We start from the raw sequence: 18029 nt of genomic DNA, 5'->3' as shown, positions 1-18029 counted from the left end.
ATGATGGATATCGGTATTGCCAGTGCCCCATCTGGGGCCGATCTGGTTGCTGTTGCCAAGGGCGGGCGTTCGGCCAAGCAGGATGACGGTGACGGCAAAGGTTTTCTGGATGCGCTGACGAGTTCGCGCGGCAACGGGCGAAGATCCGACGCGTCCGCGCAGGGCGATGCGGACACAACCGATACCGCTGGTGGCGCCGATAGCAACACCGATGCCGATACGGTGCAAACTTCGGCAGGCGATCCGACCGCGACCACTCCGCCCACGGATGATAGCAGCACCGGAGCCGGCATGATCGATCCGTCCGCCGCCAATATTGCCGCCCTCGCTGAGCTGGCCAAAGGCTCCAAACAGCCTGGCGGTGCGAAGTTCCCGCAGGGAGCGGACGCAGCAAATCTTTCAAAATCGCTGATGGATCTGCAGAAGCAGGCCCCGGCAGATGCCACATCCGCCGATCAGGCTCAGGCGGCCGACCCGGCTGGCAATACGGACCCAACCGATATTCTGGCTCAGGCGCAGACCTCGGATCAGCTTGATGATATTGCGCAGCAATTCTCGGACGCGATCGCCGGCAATCAGCCGATGCAAGGTAATGGCGACGGCAAGACGCAGGCGCCTGGCAAGACAGGCAAGACGACGTCAACCGACGACGATGGTAAGTCTACGATAACGCAAGGCGCTCAGGCCAGCGGCGCGGTGTCGGACGCGCTGTCGCTTCTGAATGTGCCGCAGGCGGCCAACGCGGTTGCGGCTGCGCCGCAGAGTGTAGCGAATGTGTTTGCCGGCGCCGACGCAAAGACGCAGGCGGATTCGGATCAGTCGTTGCCAAAACTTGGCGATGTGACGGCGCTCAAGGATGCATCGGCGAATGCCACGGACGCCGACGCAACACCTTCTGTTGCTACCGATGCCACCGCTACCGCACAGACCTTCCGGCTGGTGCGCGCCGATGGCCGCGGCGGCTCGCTCGACATGTCGATCAGCAAGGGCAGCGACGATACGGCACAGGTCGACGTCAAGGCATCGGGCGGCGGCAATGCGGAGACCGTTACGGTGCTCGATTCCCGCCGCTACCTCGGCCTTGCCACCAATTCCAGCGCGACGCTCGTCACAAGCGCGCTGGCGGGAGACGGGGAGTGGTCGGGTGCGATGCAGTCGAGTTCGGCGCTCTCCAACGCCGCGAGCTGGACAAGCACCGGTAAGGTCGTCAATACGCTCAAGATCCAACTGCATCCCAACGATCTCGGCCAGGTCACCGCTACCATGCGGCTTTCTGGCGATCAGTTGAGTGTCGATCTCAAAGTGCAGACCAGCGAGGCCTATCGGCAGCTCCATGCCGATCAGAGCCATATGATCGACGCGTTGCGCGCCCAGGGATATCAGGTCGATAATATCACTGTGACCCTGGCCTCGAACGCGGATCAGCAATCGGATAGCGGCAGGCAATCCGGCTCGCAAGGACAGTCCCAACAGCAATCCCTATTGAATCAGGGGCAGGGCGGGGACGCGCGACCAAAGGGGCAGAGCTATTCGGGGCAGCAGGCAAATGGCAATGACGGCAATCGCAGCACGGGCGACCGCAGCATGGAAGACAGCACTGCTGGCACTGCTCAGCGTCTGCGCTCTGGCGACGTTTACCTCTGACGCCCTTGCTTCTGCGAATGGTGCTCCGCCCGACAACGGCGCGGCCGGCCTGTGCGAGCGCGAAATCCAGTCGGCTGCAGCGAAATTCGGAATACCGGAAGGGATTCTTTATTCGGTCGGTTTGACGGAGACCGGACGCAAGGGCTCGCTCTATCCCTACGCCCTCAATATCGAAGGCAAGCCGGTTTTCCCGCCTTCGGAAGGCGCCGCCTTGCAGACCTTTGTGGCGGCGAGACAGAGCGGAGCGAAGCTGATCGATATCGGCTGCATGCAGATTAACCAGTATTTTCACGGCGAAAACTTCGCCTCCGTTGCCGATATGTTCGACCCGCATCGCAATGTCGAATATGCCGCCAAGTTCCTCCGCGACCTCCACGACAGGCATGAGACCTGGACGATGGCGGTAGCAAGATACCATGCCGGACCGAACAACGACCCCGCCCAAAAGGTCTATGTCTGTCGTGTCATCGCCAATCTGGTCGCCACCGGATATGGGAAATGGACGCCCAACGCGGCGACCTTCTGTCAAAACTAAAATAACCGAAAGTTGCATTTGGCTTTTCGTGCGTCGTCGCTAACCTATTTGGCATGGTTGACAACATGCAGATTGCCTGAATTACATATATTCATAATATACTAACTAACCAAATTTTTATCGGTGTAAAACGAAGAGCACCCACTACATATAGTGCAAATCGTACCCTAAATCTTAATCAATTATTAATTCCCGTCACTCATTTCCTTCAGTTGTTCGTGATTCGCCCGATTCGTACCCATAGTCCATCGAAACACCACACTGATTCGGAGGCGGACGAATGATCGTAGTGGTTGATGAGCGAGAGCTCGTTAAGGATGGTTACACTTCTCTCTTTGGGCGCGAGGGCATCCCGTCGACGGGGTTCGATCCCCGGGAATTCGGCGAATGGGTCACGACCGCTGCAGACGGCGATATTGCCGCCGTCGAAGCATTTCTGATCGGACAGGGACAGCATGTGCACGAATTGCCGCGGGCAATTCGCGACCGCTCTGTCGCCCCGGTTATTGCCGTTAGCGATCAGCCCTCGCTGGAATCGACGCTGGCGCTCTTCGACTGCGGCGTCGACGATGTCGTCCGTAAGCCGGTGCATCCGCGCGAGATCCTTGCCCGTGCGGCAGCGATCCGCCGGCGGCTGAAGGCGATCACCAGCTACACCGACATCGGCCCGATTCGCGTTTTCGCGGACGGCCGTGACCCGGAGATCAACGGCGATGTCTTCGCCCTTCCGCGGCGCGAACGGCGCATCCTGGAATATTTGATTTCCAACCGCGGCCGCCGGGTGACCAAGACGCAGATCTTCAACGCGATCTACGGCATCTTCGACGAGGAAGTCGAAGAGAACGTCGTTGAAAGCCACATCTCCAAGCTGCGCAAGAAGTTGCGCAAGAAGCTCGGTTTCGACCCCGTCGATTCCAAGCGCTTCCTTGGCTACTGCATCGATTGGAATTGATCCATCGATCGGGATTTGGCGTAGCAACGCTCGAACCCCGCGTGTAATTCCCTCCCAGAATTTCTCCCAATTCCCCAGAATTATACGCGGGCCCGAACATCGACGGCGGTGTTCGAATGAGAAGGTGCGCCAACTCTTACCGTCACTGCGACCCTTGAGCGTTCTTTTTGACGCGTCGCAGCAATCTTCGAAAAGCTGCATCATGATGACCGGCTTTTCCTCTTTTCAGACAGCTTCACGCAAGGCCCGCCCCATACTCTCAGCCTTACGAGGAAAACGAGGATTCCAGATGAGCATTTTCGGCAGCATGAAAACCGCGGTTTCAGGGATGAACGCCCAGGCGAACCGTTTGGGCACTGTTTCTGACAACATCGCCAACGCCAATACCACCGCCTACAAAGAATCAACGGCGAGCTTTTCCTCCCTCGTCCTGCCTTCCTCGGCCGGCAGCTACAGTTCCGGCGGCGTCCAGACGTCGGTGCATCAGGCGATCTCGCAGCAGGGCACCATATCCTACACGACCTCGAGCACCGACCTCGCAATCCAGGGCAACGGCTTCTTCGTCGTCCAGAGCTCGTCCGGACAGACGTTCCTCAGCCGCTCCGGCGACTTTTCTGCGGACTCCTCGGGCAACCTCGTCAATTCCGCCGGCTTCACGCTGATGGGCTATCCCGCTAGCTCGTCCGGGACGGCTTCTGTGGTCGTCAACGGCTTCAGCGGCCTGGAACCGATCAATGTCAGCCAGAACGGCGTGACCGCGGTCGCTACGACGACCGGCGAGATGGAAGGCAACCTCAATTCTAATGCCACCATCGCGACCACCAGCTCCACCGGTCATCTGCCGTCCGAAAATCTGGCGCCGGTAACCGACGACACGAACAAGGTCTCGGTCACCGGTTATGACAGCCAGGGCAATGCCACCACCTTCGACGTCTACTATACCAAGACAGCCGACAATACGTGGGATGTAACGGTCTACAATCAAGCAGACTTGGTCTCCAATCCGACATCGGGCAGTGCTCTTTATAGCAGCGATCCCGTCGGCAGCACGGAGCTGGATTTTGACGACACTGGCGCTTTGACGAGCGGCGGAACGTTCGATCTCAGCTTCACCAGTGGATCGACGACGCAAACCATCTCAATGGATATGACGGGCTTCACCCAGGTCGCTACCGACTTCAACGCGACGGGCAGCATGAACGGCCAGGCTCCGAACCCGGTGACGAGTGTCACCATCGGTAAGGATGGCACGGTCAATGCAGTCTATAAGGACAGCTCCACCAAGGCCCTCTATCGTATCCCGCTCGCCACGGTGGCAAGCCCCGACAATCTGACGCTTGAGAGCGGCAACGTCTATTCGGCCAATGGTGACTCGGGCGTTACGGTGACCGGTTTCCCGCAGACTGGCGGCTTTGGCTATATTCAGTCCGGCGCGCTGGAAGAGTCCAACGTCGACCTCGCGACCGAACTGACGACCATGATCGAGGCGCAGAAAAGCTACACCGCGAACTCCAAGGTGTTCCAAGCCGGTTCCGACCTTCTGGACGTTCTGGTCAACCTGCAACGTTAATAAGTACGATAGGGTAACGAGCCAGCCATGTCGCTCACCACAGCACTCAATAACGCTCAAGCGATATTCAACAATACCGGCACGCAGAGCAGTGTCGTATCGAACAATATCGCCAATGCCGGCAACACGGATTATACCCGTCGCCAGGCGATGTTGACGACGGACATGACTGGCGCACAGGTCGTAAAGATCGCCCGCGCCGACGAGCCTTCCTTGCAGAAAGCGTTCCTGGGCAGCACGTCCGACGATGCTGCTCAGCAACGCCTGCTGAAGGGCTATGAGGATATTCAATCCGGAACGATCGGCGGCAACGACAACGAGATCGCGCCGGCCACCTACCTTGCCGCCCTGCAAACGGCAATGCAGACCTATGCTGGTTCGCCGGCCAGCACCACCGCGGCGCAATCGGCCGTCAACGCTGCCCAGGATCTCGCAAATTCCCTGAACAACGCCACCACGGCCGTCAACGGAATTCGCACCGATGCCGACAAGGAAATCAGCTCGGATGTAGACTCGCTGAACAGCCTGCTCTCGCAGTTCGAGCAGGCGAATGATGCGGTCAAGACAGCGACCGCGACCGCCGGTCCAACCTCTTCCGCGCTGGCGGATGCAACGGACCAACGCGATGCGGTTCTGAAGCAGATTTCCCAGATCGTCGGTGTCACCACGGTAACACGATCGAACGGCGACATGGCGCTCTATACCAGCGGCGGCACGACACTGTTCGAGACGATACCGCGTCAGGTGACCTTCTCGCCGACGAATTCCTACACGGATGGCACCGTCGGCAACAATGTTTATATCGACGGTGTGGCAGTCGATCCCGGCGAGGGCGCTGACACGACGGCTCAGGGCAGTCTTCAGGCAGCACTTCAGGTTCGCGACGACATTGCCCCGACCTACCAGAAGCAGCTCAACGAAATCGCCCGCGGCCTTGTGTCGATGTTTTCGGAAAAGAACCAGTCCGACTCCACTCAAGATCCGTTGCCCGGCCTTTTCACATGGAGTGGCGGCACGGTGCCGACCGATGCCACCACCGTCTCCGGCATGGCCGGTACGATTGAGGTCAATTCCGCACTGATCACCTCGGAAGGCGGCGATCCAACCCTCTTGCGGGATGGCGGCATCAACGGTTCCGACTATGTCGTCAACTCCAGTGGCGACAGCGGCTATTCCACGCTGCTCGACTCCTACGTCACCGGCTTTGACACGAAGATGGACTTCGACGCCGATGCCGGCTCCGACACGACAGCCAGCATCATGAATTACGCGTCCGATTCTATCGGCTGGCTGGAAGATCAGCGCAGCTCGGCAAATACGGCGGCGGAAAATACCTCGGCGGCACTGTCTCGGTCATCCGAAGTCTATTCGAACGAGACCGGGGTCAACCTCGATGAAGAGCTGACGCTGATGATGGACATCGAGCAATCCTACAAGGCGGGAACGAAGATATTGAACGCCGTGAACGAAATGCTTCAATCGGTACTGGATATTGCGAGCTAAGCCATGAAACTTTCCTTCATTTCAAGCGCAGCCATTCAGAACGCTATGCGCCAGACGATCCGTCAGTCGCAGAATGAGATGACGGATGCTTCGACAGAAGCGACGACCGGTGTCTATGCCGATATCGGTGTCGCGCTGGGCAGCAACACCGCGCTCAGCGTCAATCTCACACGGGAAGTGACGCGCATCGATTCCCTGCTGAGCAGCAACTCGATCGCCGACCAGCGCATGTCGTCCTCGCAGACGGCCCTGAGCGATATGTCGTCCCAATCCCAGAAGCTGATGGACCAACTGGTGGCGTTGCGCGGCAACACCGATGGCAGCAGCGTGTCGCTGACGCAGCAGACGGCGAGTGCGACACTTTCGAGCTTCCTTTCCGATGCCAATACCATGGTCAACGGTGAGTATCTCTTTGCCGGCACCAATACCGACGTGCAGCCGATGACCGACTACACCTCCGAAGCAACAACGTCTATCCAGGCGGCGTTGTCACAATACGCCAGCGACAACGGCACGACCGTCGATCAGCTCACCGGCGACCAGATGACGGATTTCATCACCACCCAGGTCGAGCCGATGTTCACGTCGGACAGCGCTACTGCGCCGGATAGCTGGGCAAGCTGGTCGGCCGCTTCGGATCAGAACATGTCGAGCCGCATCAGCAACTCGGAAGTGATCGATTCCTCGACCAACGCCAATGAACCCGGCATGCGCTACCTGGCGCTCGCAACCACCGTGGTCAATTCGCTGATGGACTCGTCATTGAACTTGAGCCAGGACGCGTTGAACGCGGTCAACGACCAGGCCACCAGCTATACGCGTCAGGCGATCGACGGGATCAACGACCAGTCGAGCCAGCTCGGCCTGTCGCAATCGCGTCTCTCAGATGCGAACACATCGCTGAATGCTCAGAAAGACATCATTAACACTAATATCGGGGACCTTACCGGAGTCGATCCTTATGAGGCTTCGACCAAAGTCAATAGCCTCGAAACTCAGCTTGAGACGGCCTATACTATCGTCTCCAAGATACAGCAGCTGAGCCTTGTAAATTACCTTTGATGATCAAAGGGATGTAATGACCAGGAAGGATGCATGAATGTATCAGTTCTCATATGCGGAAGTCATGCAGGATGCGGTGGCCGACGCCAAAGAAAGAGAACGGCAAGTACTGGACCGGTCGGTAGCTCTTCTCTCAGCGGCCCGTGACAAGGGGAAGTACGGCCGCGAAGCGATCGAGGCGTTGTTCTACACAAGACGCGTCTGGCTCAGCTTTATTGAGGATCTGAAAAGCCCGGAGAACCAGCTCAACGTCGAACTGCGTGCCAATCTGATCTCCATCGCAATCTGGATTTTGAAGGAATGCGATCGGATCCGTAGGCGCCAGTCGGAAAATTATCAAGGCATCATCGATGTCACCACCATCATCAGGGATGGACTTAAATGAAAAGTACGCTTCGCATATCGCTTAAAGCCGGGGAAAGAATTTTTATCAACGGGGCCGTGCTGCGTGTTGACCGCAAGGTCGCCCTGGAATTCCTGAATGATGTGACCTTCCTGCTCGAGAACCACGTTCTCCAGCCGGAGGATGCGACGACGCCGCTGCGCCAGCTCTATTTCATCGCGCAGATGATCCTCATCAATCCGGAAGGCAAGGAACAATCGACGGCAATGTTCCGCAAGTCGATCGTCATGTTGCTCACATGCTTCCGCAACGAGGAAGTGCTGGCCGAGCTGAAGCGTATCGACGGCCTCGTTGCCACGGGCCGCGCCTTCGATGCGCTGAAGGCAATCCGGGGGCTTTATCCGGTCGAGGACAACATCCTTAACAGCCAGGAGATGCCGGCGGCAACGATCGAACACATCCGCCGGGAGATCGCTCCGTGGCGGTAGATCCGGTCAGTGTGCTCAGCAGCAGCAGTAGTACCAGCAGTAGCAGTTCGAGCAGTGCTGCAGCGGCGTCTACAAGCGCCACTCTGAATTATAACGACTTCCTCCAGCTCCTCATCGCCCAGATGAAGACGCAGGACCCGACCGACCCGATGGATGCCAGCCAGCAGATTTCGCAGCTCGCCAGCTTCTCTCAGGTCGAACAGCAGATCCAGACGAACTCGCACCTGGAAACGGTGTTGCAGAACCAATGGATTTCGAATGCGTCGGACTATATCGGCAAGGAGATCATGAGTGCCGACGGCACTGTGACCGGTACGATCAAGGAAGTAACCGTCTATTCGGACGGTATCATCGCAGAAACCGACGCGGGCGACAAAGTGCTGCTGCAGGCCGGCGTTACTGTTGCTCCTTCGGGCACGACCATTGATGCGCCGACGTCAACGACGGATACTAGCAGCAGCGATTCGACTGACAGTAGCAGCTCGACCAGCGGCTCATGAGGAGCCGCTGAACTAAAGGATGAAGATATTATGAATGAAGCCGATGCATTGGATATCTTCCAGGCGGCGATCTGGACGGTGCTCGTTTCCTCGGGCCCGGCCGTTCTCGCCGCCATGCTCGTCGGCCTCGTCATCGCCTTGATCCAGGCGCTGACACAGGTGCAGGAAGCCACATTGACCTTCGTTCCGAAGATCGTTGCCGTCATGGTGACCGTCGGCATCACGGCTCCCTTCGTCGGCTCGCAGATTTCGATCTTCACCAACCTCGTCTTTTCCCGAATTCAGTCGGGGTTTTAGGACGGCGGGCGATCAGCGCGAGGCCATTCTCGCGCAAGCTTCGCCTTTTAAGGATTTGACCGAATAGGGCAAACGGGTCAGCCGCTTGCCCCCTCTCATGAAGAGACGGAACCGGTCGATGGCGCAACCACCCGCAATAGCACTTCCCAAAGCCAATCCCAGCATGCGTGATATCGGGTTTGCCCTCGGTATCATGGTCATCCTCTGCGTGCTGTTCCTGCCGATCCCGCCATTCCTCATCGATATGGGTCTGGCCTTCTCGATCGCGCTCTCGGTGCTGATCCTGATGGTGGCGCTGTGGATCAAGAAGCCGCTGGAATTCTCGTCCTTCCCGACGATCCTGCTGATCGCGACCATGACGCGTCTGTCGCTGAACATCGCGACGACACGCGTCATTCTTTCGCACGGCTATGAAGGGCATGATGCGGCCGGCGGCGTGATCGCGGGTTTCTCCAGCCTGGTAATGTCCGGCGATTTCGTGATCGGTCTGATCGTCTTCATGATCCTGATCACCATCAATTTCATCGTTATCACCAAGGGTGCGACGCGTATCGCCGAAGTCGGCGCGCGCTTCACCCTCGATGCCATCCCGGGTAAGCAGATGGCGATCGACGCCGATCTGTCGGCCGGCCTGATCGACGAAAAAGAGGCTCAGCGCCGCCGCCGCGAGCTGGAAGAGGAAAGCTCCTTCTTCGGCGCGATGGACGGTGCTTCGAAATTCGTGCGCGGTGATGCCGTCGCCGGCCTGCTTATTACCTGCATCAACATCTTCGGCGGCATCATTATCGGTTATTTCCGCCATGGCATGCAGATCGGCCAGGCGGCTGATGTCTTCGTCAAGCTTTCCGTCGGTGACGGTCTGGTATCGCAGATGCCGGCGCTCATCGTCTCGCTCGCCGCCGGCCTTCTCGTTTCGCGCGGCGGCACCGCCGGCTCCACCGACCAGGCCGTTATCAACCAGTTGAGCGGCTATCCGCGTGCGCTCGCTGTCGCCGCGATCCTCATGGGCATCCTGGCCGTCATGCCGGGCATGCCATTCCTTCCCTTCCTCATTCTCGGCGGCCTCATGGCGGGCGGCGCCTGGTTCATTCCGCGGCAGGTCGAAGCCGAAAACAAGCTTCGCCGCGATGCGGAAGAAAAGAAGGTGATGCAGTCGAAGGAAATGGAGAAGGATTCGGTCAAGTCGGTTCTGACGACCTCGGAAATCGAATTGGCGCTCGGCAAGATCGTCTCCACCCGGCTGCTCGGCGCGCATCAGGAGCTGGCCTTCCGCGTTGGCAAAATGCGCAAGAAATTCGCGACGCAATACGGTTTCGTGGTGCCGGAAATCAAGGTCACCGACGACATCGCCATTGCCGACAAATCCTATCAGATCCGCATCCACGGCACGACGGTCGCTTCCAATATGCTGCGTGTCGGCGAGGTGCTCGTCGTCACCGGTTCGGGCCGCAAGCCGACCGTGCCGGGCGATGAGATCCGCGAACCCGCCTTCGGCATGCCCGCCGTCTCCGTCCTCGAAGCCTTCACCGAGGATTTGAAGCGCGAAGGCTTCCAGCCGATCGACAATGTCTCCGTCGTGCTGACGCATATGAGCGAAGTCATCCGCAACAACCTGCCGGCACTTCTCTCCTATAAGGACGTCAAGATCCTGATCGAGCGCCTCGATCCGGAATACAAGAAGCTCGCCGATGAGATCTGCTCGTCGCACATGTCCTATTCCGGGCTGCAGGCGGTGCTGAAGCTGCTGCTTGCCGAGCGTGTCTCGATCCGCAACCTGCACCTCATTCTCGAAGCCGTTGCGGAACTCGCACCGCATGTGCGCAAGACGGAGCAGATCGTCGAGCATGTGCGCGTGCGCATGGCGCAGCAGCTCTGCGGCGACCTCGCGGACAATGGCGTGCTGCGCGTCCTCCGTCTCGGCAGCAAGTGGGATCTCATCTTCCATCAGGCACTGAAGCGCGACCAGAAGGGCGAAATCGTCGAGTTCGACATCGATCCGCGCAATCTGGAAGAATTCAGCGAGCAGGCAGGCAAAGTTATCCGTGAATACATGGACCGCGGCTTGCCCTTCGTGCTTGTCACCTCGCCGGAAACACGCTCCTATGTGCGCATGATCATCGAACGCCTGTTCGCGACTCTGCCGGTCTTGTCGCATGTGGAATTGGCCAAGGGGATCGAGATCAAGATTCTAGGTTCCATTTCATGATAACAGACCCCCAGGGCACCATTTTGGCGTTGTTTCTCGCCTTCTGCCGCATTGGCGGCTGCATCATGGTGCTACCGGGGTTTTCGTCAGGCCGTGTGCCGCCGCAGGTTCGGGTGCTGCTGGCCGCGGCATTGTCTATGGCGATCCTGCCGCTGCTCTGGAACACGATCTATCCGGAAGTATCCAAAGGCAGCGGCACCTATATCGGTCTGATCTTCACCGAAACGGTGATCGGCCTGATGTACGGCATGATTGCGCGGCTCTATACGCTTGGGCTGCAATTTGCCGGCACGGCCATATCGATGTTGATCGGTTTCAATGCGCCAGGCGGTATGGACGTTATCGAAGAGACGAACGAGACGACGCTGACGAGCTTGATCAGCTTCTGCGGCCTGATGATGCTGTTCATCCTGGACTTTCACCACCACGTCCTACAGGCGCTGGTCGATTCCTATTCGGTCCTGCCTTTTGGTGGCCATGTCGATGCGCGCGCCTCGCTAGTGTCGGTGGCGGATACGCTGCAGGCCACCTTTTTCATCATGCTGCGGTTGACGAGCCCCTTCCTGCTCTATGGTCTGATGTTCCAGATTTCGATCGGCTTCATCAATAAGCTCGCGCCGCAGATCCCGATCTATTTCATCTCCACGCCCTATCTGCTGATGGGCGGGCTGTTCATGCTCTATCTCAGTATCGCGGCGATCGTCAGCCAGTTCTCCGGCGCTTTCCTCCGCGTCTTCAACGGGCATTAGCGAGGGCGAAGCCGAAGCCATGGCGGAAAAGAGCCGGTCCGAAAAACTGAAGCGCCTCGTCGCCGTGCAACGCCATCTCGAGCGGATAGCGGAAAACGAGCTTGCGGATACTACCCGCCAGCGCAACGAGGTCAGCCAGTCGATGGAAAAGCTGATCGATGCGATCAGCTCGGCCGATCCGATCCATATGGCATTTTCGGTGCACTATGCCGGGCGCTATGGCCGCCTGACGCTCAAGGATCAGCAGCTTGATGGCATCCAGAAGCTGATCGAGACAAAAGTCTTGCAAGAGCGCACCAAGGCGGACCGGTTGGAAGAGCATATGAAGGACGCTCGCGAGCTGGAAATGCGCGAGGCGGACGACAATGCCGTCTACGACATCATCGATCAGCGCTTCGCAGGCGCAACGCCAGCCTCCAGCAAGGTTCAAAAACCATAATCGTCGCGATCTTAGAACAAGATGGCTCCTCCCCGAATCGCCACCTTGCTCCGGATTCAAAAGATTAGATGATCTTCATGCGTTCAAATGAACCATGACGCTCTAACCGCTCGATTTCGGCATAATCTTGCTCGATGGCTGCTTCACGCGTCGCAGGGTCATGCTTTAGTGAAAGGAAACGTGACGTGGCTATTTCGCCTCCGAGTGATTTGGTCCTGGATGTCGTCAAGGCCGCCAATCCGGCCGACGTTCAGGCAGCCCAGGAAAAGCTCGCGGCCAACAGGGCTGCCTTTGCCGCCACAAGCCTGGCGGAAAATGGCAATGGTTTTGCCTCGACCGTGAGTGCGCTGGACAGCGCCGCGACGAAGGCCGGCCTCAGCAACGCCAACACGCATACGGCACAGACAAAGGTGCCGCAGGCCTATCACAAGTTCGAAGCGATGGTGCTGCAGAACTTCGTGAAGAACATGCTGCCAAACAGCGAAACACTCTACGGCAAGGGCTCCGCCGGCGAGATCTGGAAGGGCATGATGGCCGAACAGCTCGGCAATACGCTGGCCAAGAATGGCGGCGTTGGCATTGCCGAGCAAATGTACAAGGAACAGGTCGACAAGATGCGCAACACCGGCGCTGTCAACTCGGCAACCAATGAGAACGACAAGAAGATGGCGCTGAGCGCAATTACCGATTTCCAGCGCAAGACGCTTGCGGCGGCTGAGACCAATGGTGACAGCGATACGACCGTCACCAATCAAGATGCGCTGACGTCCAAGAAAGTATGACCTGGGGGATGGACATGGAAGTGATTTCGAACGACTACCGCATCAAGTCGGTCCTTGGCCGCTTGGAGATGATCATCGATAACGAGAACAGCCGGATCGGCACCGATCCGGAATTCGATCTCAAGGTATCGAACGCGCATAAGAGCCGCTGCCTCTACGAATTGTCGATGCTGTTTCGCGATACCAATCCGGCCGAGCTTGCGGTMGCGCATATCGAGCAGTTGCACGGGCTGAAGAAGAAGCTGGTCTTGAACGCGCGCCGCGTCGAAGCCCATCTCGAAGCCGTGCGTGCCGTTGCCGATATCCTGAAGAACGCGGTGCAGAACGCCGATGCGGACGGCACCTATTCGCAGGAGCAGTTCCGCGTCCGTGAGGCCGGATGATCAAGCTCGTCCTCACCGGCCTCTGGGTCTGCATCGTAACGCTGGCCTCTGTCTATTTTTCGGTGCAGATGGCGACGGCGCCCGCGATCAATCCTGACGACGCCAAGAAGGCGCAGCAGGAATTCGTCAAGGGCGAATCGATCAACGTGCCCGTCATCGCCAACGGTCAGGTGAGCGGCTATTTCATCACGCGCATCTCCTTCATGATGGAGAAGGGCAAGGTGGCTCAAATACAAACGCCGTTGACGGAATTGACGACGGACCAGCTCTATTCCCTGCTGGTGGGCAATAAGGCGATCGACATTGGCCATACCGCCAGCTTCGATGTCGTCAGTTTCCGCAACGATATCAAGAAGAACATGAACGAACGTCTCGGCGGCGATTATGTTGCCGACGTTCTGGTCGAACAGCTCGACTACCTCTCCAAGGACGAGATCAATAGCGGCGGCGACGGCTCCGGCAAGAGAACCGTTAAGCCCGTAAAGATCGTCCAGGGCGATGCGGCGCCCGACGCAGAGCCCAAACAGGCGCATTAAACCTATTGACCACAGTGATGGCCGCTCCCCTCATGGAGCGGCCTGCTGCGTCTATCGCCCGAAACAGCGTTAACAAATCCCTGTTTTCCTCCCGCAATTCCGATCGATTTTCCTAACGGAAGCTTGGGATCGCCTTGCTATAAGCATGCTTAGCGATGCGTCCGATGTCACCGAACGGACAGGCGGTGGAGGATTTGCGTCGAGAAATTTGCCGGCGTCGAGCGTAGGAACGTTCGCGGCAGGAGGTTTTGGGTGAATCTGGTCGCAAATTTTGCCGTGCTGACGTCGCGTCGAATGATTTTCTACTTGCCGGTCTGCGACCTCGATTGGGAAGATGCGCTGAACTTCATCAATGAGCTGGCGTCGCTTCCGGTCGGCCAGACCGTCATCTCCTTCGTCAATGCCCACAACATGCTGATGATGCTGCGCGACGCCAAATATCGCGATGTGCTGGCGAAAAATCTTGTCCTGCCCGACGGCGTCGGCCTGGATATCGCCTCGCGGGTTGCCCATGGTGTTTCCTTTCCGGCCAATCTGAACGGCACCGATTTCGTGCCGGCTCTGCTGACTTTCATGGATCGGCGGAAGCGTGTCGGCCTGATCGGTGGCCGCCGCGATGTCGTTGAAAAGGCCGCGGAAAATTTCCGCAAGCATGCACCGTGGCATGACTTCATCGTTATTGCAGACGGCTATTTCGATAAGGCGGAAAGCGATCTGATCGCTGCGGAGGTCGGCCGCCAGAAGATCGACGTGCTGATTGTCGGCATGGGGACGCCGCTCCAGGAAAAATGGGTCGCCGACCATATCGAGCCGCAGCATGCGAGGCTGGTGCTGACGGTCGGCGCACTGTTCGATTTCGTGTCCGGCACGGTGCCGCGCGCGCCGGCGCTGATGCGCACCATGCGCTCCGAATGGATCTATCGCCTGCTTCAGGAGCCGGGCAGGCTATGGCGGCGCTATATTCTCGGCGTGCCGCACTTCCTCTATCAGGTCGTTCGGCACCAGTTCGGCCGCAAGGAACGTATCCTGCGTGCCGCGGAGCCACAGGCCGCGCCGCTGCTGCGGCTTCCTTCGCCCGACAAACTCGCCAGTTGATCCTGATCGCGCCCTCGATCGCTGCGGTTGTTAACCTTTTCTTTGCCTTGAAAATTTAGAGTGGGTTAACCATCGGCATCGGTCATTGACCATGCGCGCGAGAAAACCCGCGATGTTCGAAAGCAAGGCCAGGATCAGATTCCTTTCCAATGACGCAGATGCCTTCGAGGCTTCCCGCGGCGCCGAACGTCATGCCTATTTCGATCGCGGTGTGGACGGCTATCTCGTAGCAGCGAATGTCCAGCCCGCCGACCGCCAGGCTGCGAGCGATGCGGAATTGCTGGCCCTCATTCAAAAGATGCTGGATGGTGATCCCTATCCGGTCTCTGGGCGGAAAAGGCCCGCGGTGACTGAGGTCGCAGAGGCTCCGCCGCTCCCCGATCGTATCCGCGGCATCCTGCGAGATCATTCTGTCGCGCGCGAAACCATCATGGATCGCCAACCGGAGCTGATCGCAGAGCAATCATTGCCTTCGTCCCGCGCCGAAGAGATTGAAATCGATCTTTTGCCCTTGGTCGCACCGCCTGCCGTCCAGGCGACCGCGCCTCCGCCGCATCGTCGCTGGGTGTTCGGGTTCGGCTCCATTGCCTTCGTCACTATCGCAGCGCTGGCGGGCGCTTTTCTCCCGACGGTGGTGGCAGCGCCGCCGCGCTATGTCTCTCACACCGTGTTGCAAATGAAAGGGCAGGGGGCGGCGCGACAGGCGCTTCTGGATGTCACCGCCAAACGCGCCACGGCGCCCTCCCTGCTTTCCGATGTTGTCGCCAGGCTGAAGCTCGACCGCGATCCGGAATTCACCGGCGATCGGGCCGGCGCTTTCGGTGTTGCCGTGGAATTGCTGTCAGGCAATGGGAACGCTTCCGACGCGCCCTCGCGTGCGCAGGCTGCCTTCCGCAAAGATATCGCCGTTACCATCGATGCGTCGAGTGGCACCTTGCATCTCGCCGTGACCACAAGCGATCCGGCAAGATCGGCAGAGATCGCCAATCGTCTGGCCGATGCGACCATCTACGACGCCACCGTTGCGCAAGGGGCAGGGCTTGTTGGCAACGGCAGCTCGCCTGCCGACAAGAGCCTCAAGAATCTTGATCAAGCGAAGGGAGCGCTGGCCGATTTCAAGGCGCAGTATGGTGACGATAGGATCGTTGCCGCGCTCGATCTTCAGCAGCAGCGCCAGCAGTTGGATGGCGAAATCAAGGCCGCCGAGGCTGCCGTGCAGGGCGCAAGGGCGCGCGTCTCGGCCGCCAAATCCGCGACGCCTGCCAGCGTCATGAGTGGCGCGTTGCCGGGCGGTCTGTCATCGGCCGCTCTCGATGATCTGCGCAGCCGCTATAGCGCCGCCAAGGTCGTCCTATCCCAGCTTTCCACGCAGCTTGGTCCGCGCCATCCCCGTCTGTTGGCGCAGCAGGCGACGATCGATGGTCTGGTCGCCGACATCCGCAATCAACTGCAGCGTCTCATCGCCAGCAGCGATGCAGCGTTGCAGGCAGCCCTTGAGAACCGGACGGCGCTTTCCGCGCGGATGACCGCTCTCAGCCAGAAAAGCATCGATGTCGATATAGCCCGCTTGAGTCAGCTTCAGAGCGATGTTGCGGCGGCGCAGAGCCACTATGACGCCGATCTGCAAAACGCTGATACGGCTCCGCCCCAGGCCGAGATTCCGATCGCCGTCATCACCCCTGCCATCGCCGCCAAGACGCCGCTCGACGACAATCTCGCGGGTCGTCAAGCAGCGGGCTTCATCATGGGCCTTGGCGCAGCACTTTGCCTGGTCTTCCTGCGGAAATGGATGGGCGGCGGGGTGTTTGCGGAGGATCAGGCAGCCCCGCACATCATGACGCCCGAGCCGGTTTTCAGTGCGGTCGTCGAGCCGGCCCCACTGCCGCCGCGACCAATGCTCGATCTGCCGCGACCGCACTTCGATGCCACTATTCCGGTTGCCAATGATCGTCCCATGGTCTCGGAGGAGCTGACGCAGATCCAGCGCGAATTGGCGTTGTTGCGCACGAAAGTCCAGACCTATGCGTCGCGCCGGCAGACGATGCGGGGCTGACCCCGTCACTGCTTTTTCCTTGCAATTACCGCTTTCAGACACCATAGGGCGTTGGCAGGCAAATCCACTGGGCCGATGGCTTGTAGATTGCCGCCGAAACAATGTCGGGAGATATTCGTGACGACTGTGATCGATGGCAAGCAGGTGGCTGCTTCGGTAATTGATGCGGTGAAGACGGCAACCGCAGCACTGGAAAAGAACACGGGTGTGAAGACCGGCCTTGCGGTCGTCATCGTCGGTGATGATCCGGCGAGCCACACCTATGTCGGCGCCAAGGGCCGCATGGCCAAGGAATGCGGCTTCAACTCCATCCAGCACACGCTGCCGGCCGAGACGACGCAAGCTGAGCTGGCAAAGCTGGTGGCGACGCTGAACGAGGATGCGTCCATCCACGGCATCCTGGTGCAATTGCCGCTGCCGAAGCATTTGAATGCCGAAGCGATCATCCAGTCGATCCGGCCGGACAAGGATGTCGATGGCCTGCATGTCGTCAATGCCGGCAAGCTGGCAACCGGTGATCTGGCGACCGGCCTCATCTCCTGCACGCCGGCYGGCGCCATGCTGSTGGTGCGCCGYGTGCATGGCGARGAYCTGTCGGGACTGAATGCCGTCGTCATCGGCCGTTCCAACCTGTTCGGCAAGCCGATGGCGCAAYTGCTGCTTCATGCCAATGCGACGGTAACGACGGCGCATTCGCGGACGAAGGACTTGGCCACGGTGGCCCGCAACGCCGATATCCTGGTGGCGGCGGTCGGCCGGCCGGAAATGGTGAAGGCGGATTGGGTGAAGCCGGGTGCGACGGTCATCGATGTCGGCATCAACCGCATCGCAGCACCGGAAAGAGGCGAGGGCAAGAGCCGTCTGGTCGGCGATGTCGCCATGTCGCCTTTGC

Annotated in this window: 19 protein-coding genes; all 19 read left to right on the top strand. The window is 59.0% G+C overall.

Annotated features, from left to right (window positions below):
- A complete protein-coding gene (locus QD357_RS12835) occupies positions 1-1644 on the top strand; it encodes a flagellar hook-length control protein FliK (protein ID WP_107107003.1) in 1644 nt (547 codons plus the stop codon).
- Positions 1553-2179 carry a transglycosylase SLT domain-containing protein gene (locus QD357_RS12830; protein ID WP_107107004.1) on the top strand — a complete coding sequence of 209 codons (627 nt, stop codon included), beginning with the start codon at positions 1553-1555 and terminating at the stop codon, positions 2177-2179. The genes QD357_RS12835 and QD357_RS12830 overlap by 92 nt, the downstream gene beginning before the upstream one ends.
- A 280-nt stretch (positions 2180-2459) precedes the next feature.
- Positions 2460-3131, top strand: a complete 672-nt coding sequence (gene rem, locus QD357_RS12825; RefSeq protein ID WP_104822015.1) for a transcriptional activator Rem — start codon at positions 2460-2462, stop codon at positions 3129-3131.
- Positions 3132-3420: 289 nt separating this feature from the next.
- A complete protein-coding gene (locus QD357_RS12820; RefSeq protein ID WP_107107005.1) occupies positions 3421-4701 on the top strand; it encodes a flagellar hook protein FlgE in 1281 nt (426 codons plus the stop codon).
- A gap of 27 nt (positions 4702-4728) precedes the next feature.
- Positions 4729-6204: a flagellar hook-associated protein FlgK gene (gene flgK, locus QD357_RS12815; RefSeq protein ID WP_107107006.1), complete on the top strand. Its 1476-nt coding sequence runs from the start codon at positions 4729-4731 to the stop codon at positions 6202-6204.
- Positions 6205-6207: 3 nt separating this feature from the next.
- A complete protein-coding gene (locus QD357_RS12810; protein WP_107107007.1) occupies positions 6208-7266 on the top strand; it encodes a flagellar hook-associated family protein in 1059 nt (352 codons plus the stop codon).
- A gap of 37 nt (positions 7267-7303) precedes the next feature.
- Positions 7304-7651, top strand: coding sequence for a flagellar biosynthesis regulator FlaF (flaF, locus tag QD357_RS12805; RefSeq protein ID WP_107107008.1), 348 nt, complete (start codon positions 7304-7306; stop codon positions 7649-7651).
- Positions 7648-8097: a flagellar biosynthesis repressor FlbT gene (gene flbT / locus QD357_RS12800; protein WP_107107009.1), complete on the top strand. Its 450-nt coding sequence runs from the start codon at positions 7648-7650 to the stop codon at positions 8095-8097. Before flaF ends, flbT begins: the two co-directional genes overlap by 4 nt.
- Positions 8088-8597 (top strand): flagellar hook assembly protein FlgD, encoded by a 510-nt coding sequence (gene flgD / locus QD357_RS12795; RefSeq protein ID WP_107107010.1) that lies wholly within the window; start codon positions 8088-8090, stop codon positions 8595-8597. The genes flbT and flgD overlap by 10 nt, the downstream gene beginning before the upstream one ends.
- A 30-nt stretch (positions 8598-8627) precedes the next feature.
- The gene (gene fliQ, locus QD357_RS12790) at positions 8628-8894 is read left to right on the top strand and encodes a flagellar biosynthesis protein FliQ (RefSeq protein ID WP_107107011.1); all 267 of its coding nucleotides are present in this window, start codon (positions 8628-8630) and stop codon (positions 8892-8894) included.
- A 118-nt stretch (positions 8895-9012) separates the two neighbouring features.
- Positions 9013-11100: a flagellar biosynthesis protein FlhA gene (gene flhA, locus QD357_RS12785; RefSeq protein ID WP_107107012.1), complete on the top strand. Its 2088-nt coding sequence runs from the start codon at positions 9013-9015 to the stop codon at positions 11098-11100.
- The gene (fliR, locus tag QD357_RS12780; protein ID WP_107107013.1) at positions 11097-11849 is read left to right on the top strand and encodes a flagellar biosynthetic protein FliR; all 753 of its coding nucleotides are present in this window, start codon (positions 11097-11099) and stop codon (positions 11847-11849) included. The genes flhA and fliR overlap by 4 nt, the downstream gene beginning before the upstream one ends.
- Before the next feature lie 19 nt (positions 11850-11868).
- A complete protein-coding gene (locus QD357_RS12775; RefSeq protein WP_107107014.1) occupies positions 11869-12288 on the top strand; it encodes a hypothetical protein in 420 nt (139 codons plus the stop codon).
- A gap of 185 nt (positions 12289-12473) precedes the next feature.
- Positions 12474-13070, top strand: coding sequence for a rod-binding protein (locus QD357_RS12770; protein ID WP_107107015.1), 597 nt, complete (start codon positions 12474-12476; stop codon positions 13068-13070).
- A 14-nt stretch (positions 13071-13084) separates the two neighbouring features.
- On the top strand, positions 13085-13453 hold the full coding sequence (locus QD357_RS12765) for a hypothetical protein (RefSeq protein WP_028751231.1): 369 nt from the start codon (positions 13085-13087) through the stop codon (positions 13451-13453).
- Positions 13450-13989 (top strand): hypothetical protein, encoded by a 540-nt coding sequence (locus QD357_RS12760; protein WP_107107016.1) that lies wholly within the window; start codon positions 13450-13452, stop codon positions 13987-13989. Before QD357_RS12765 ends, QD357_RS12760 begins: the two co-directional genes overlap by 4 nt.
- Before the next feature lie 252 nt (positions 13990-14241).
- Positions 14242-15084, top strand: coding sequence for a WecB/TagA/CpsF family glycosyltransferase (locus tag QD357_RS12755; protein WP_414124409.1), 843 nt, complete (start codon positions 14242-14244; stop codon positions 15082-15084).
- Positions 15085-15196: 112 nt separating this feature from the next.
- On the top strand, positions 15197-17137 hold the full coding sequence (locus QD357_RS12750; RefSeq protein ID WP_107107018.1) for a GumC family protein: 1941 nt from the start codon (positions 15197-15199) through the stop codon (positions 17135-17137).
- A gap of 117 nt (positions 17138-17254) precedes the next feature.
- Positions 17255-18029: bifunctional methylenetetrahydrofolate dehydrogenase/methenyltetrahydrofolate cyclohydrolase FolD (folD, locus tag QD357_RS12745; protein WP_414124408.1), on the top strand; the 775-nt coding region annotated here is incomplete at its 3' end.

It is taken from the genome of Rhizobium sp. BR 317, from assembly GCF_047445835.1.
GTDB lineage: Bacteria > Pseudomonadota > Alphaproteobacteria > Rhizobiales > Rhizobiaceae > Rhizobium > Rhizobium paranaense.
The sequence above is the reverse complement of the archived record's forward strand: the minus strand, read 5'-3'. Positions and strand labels throughout refer to the sequence as shown.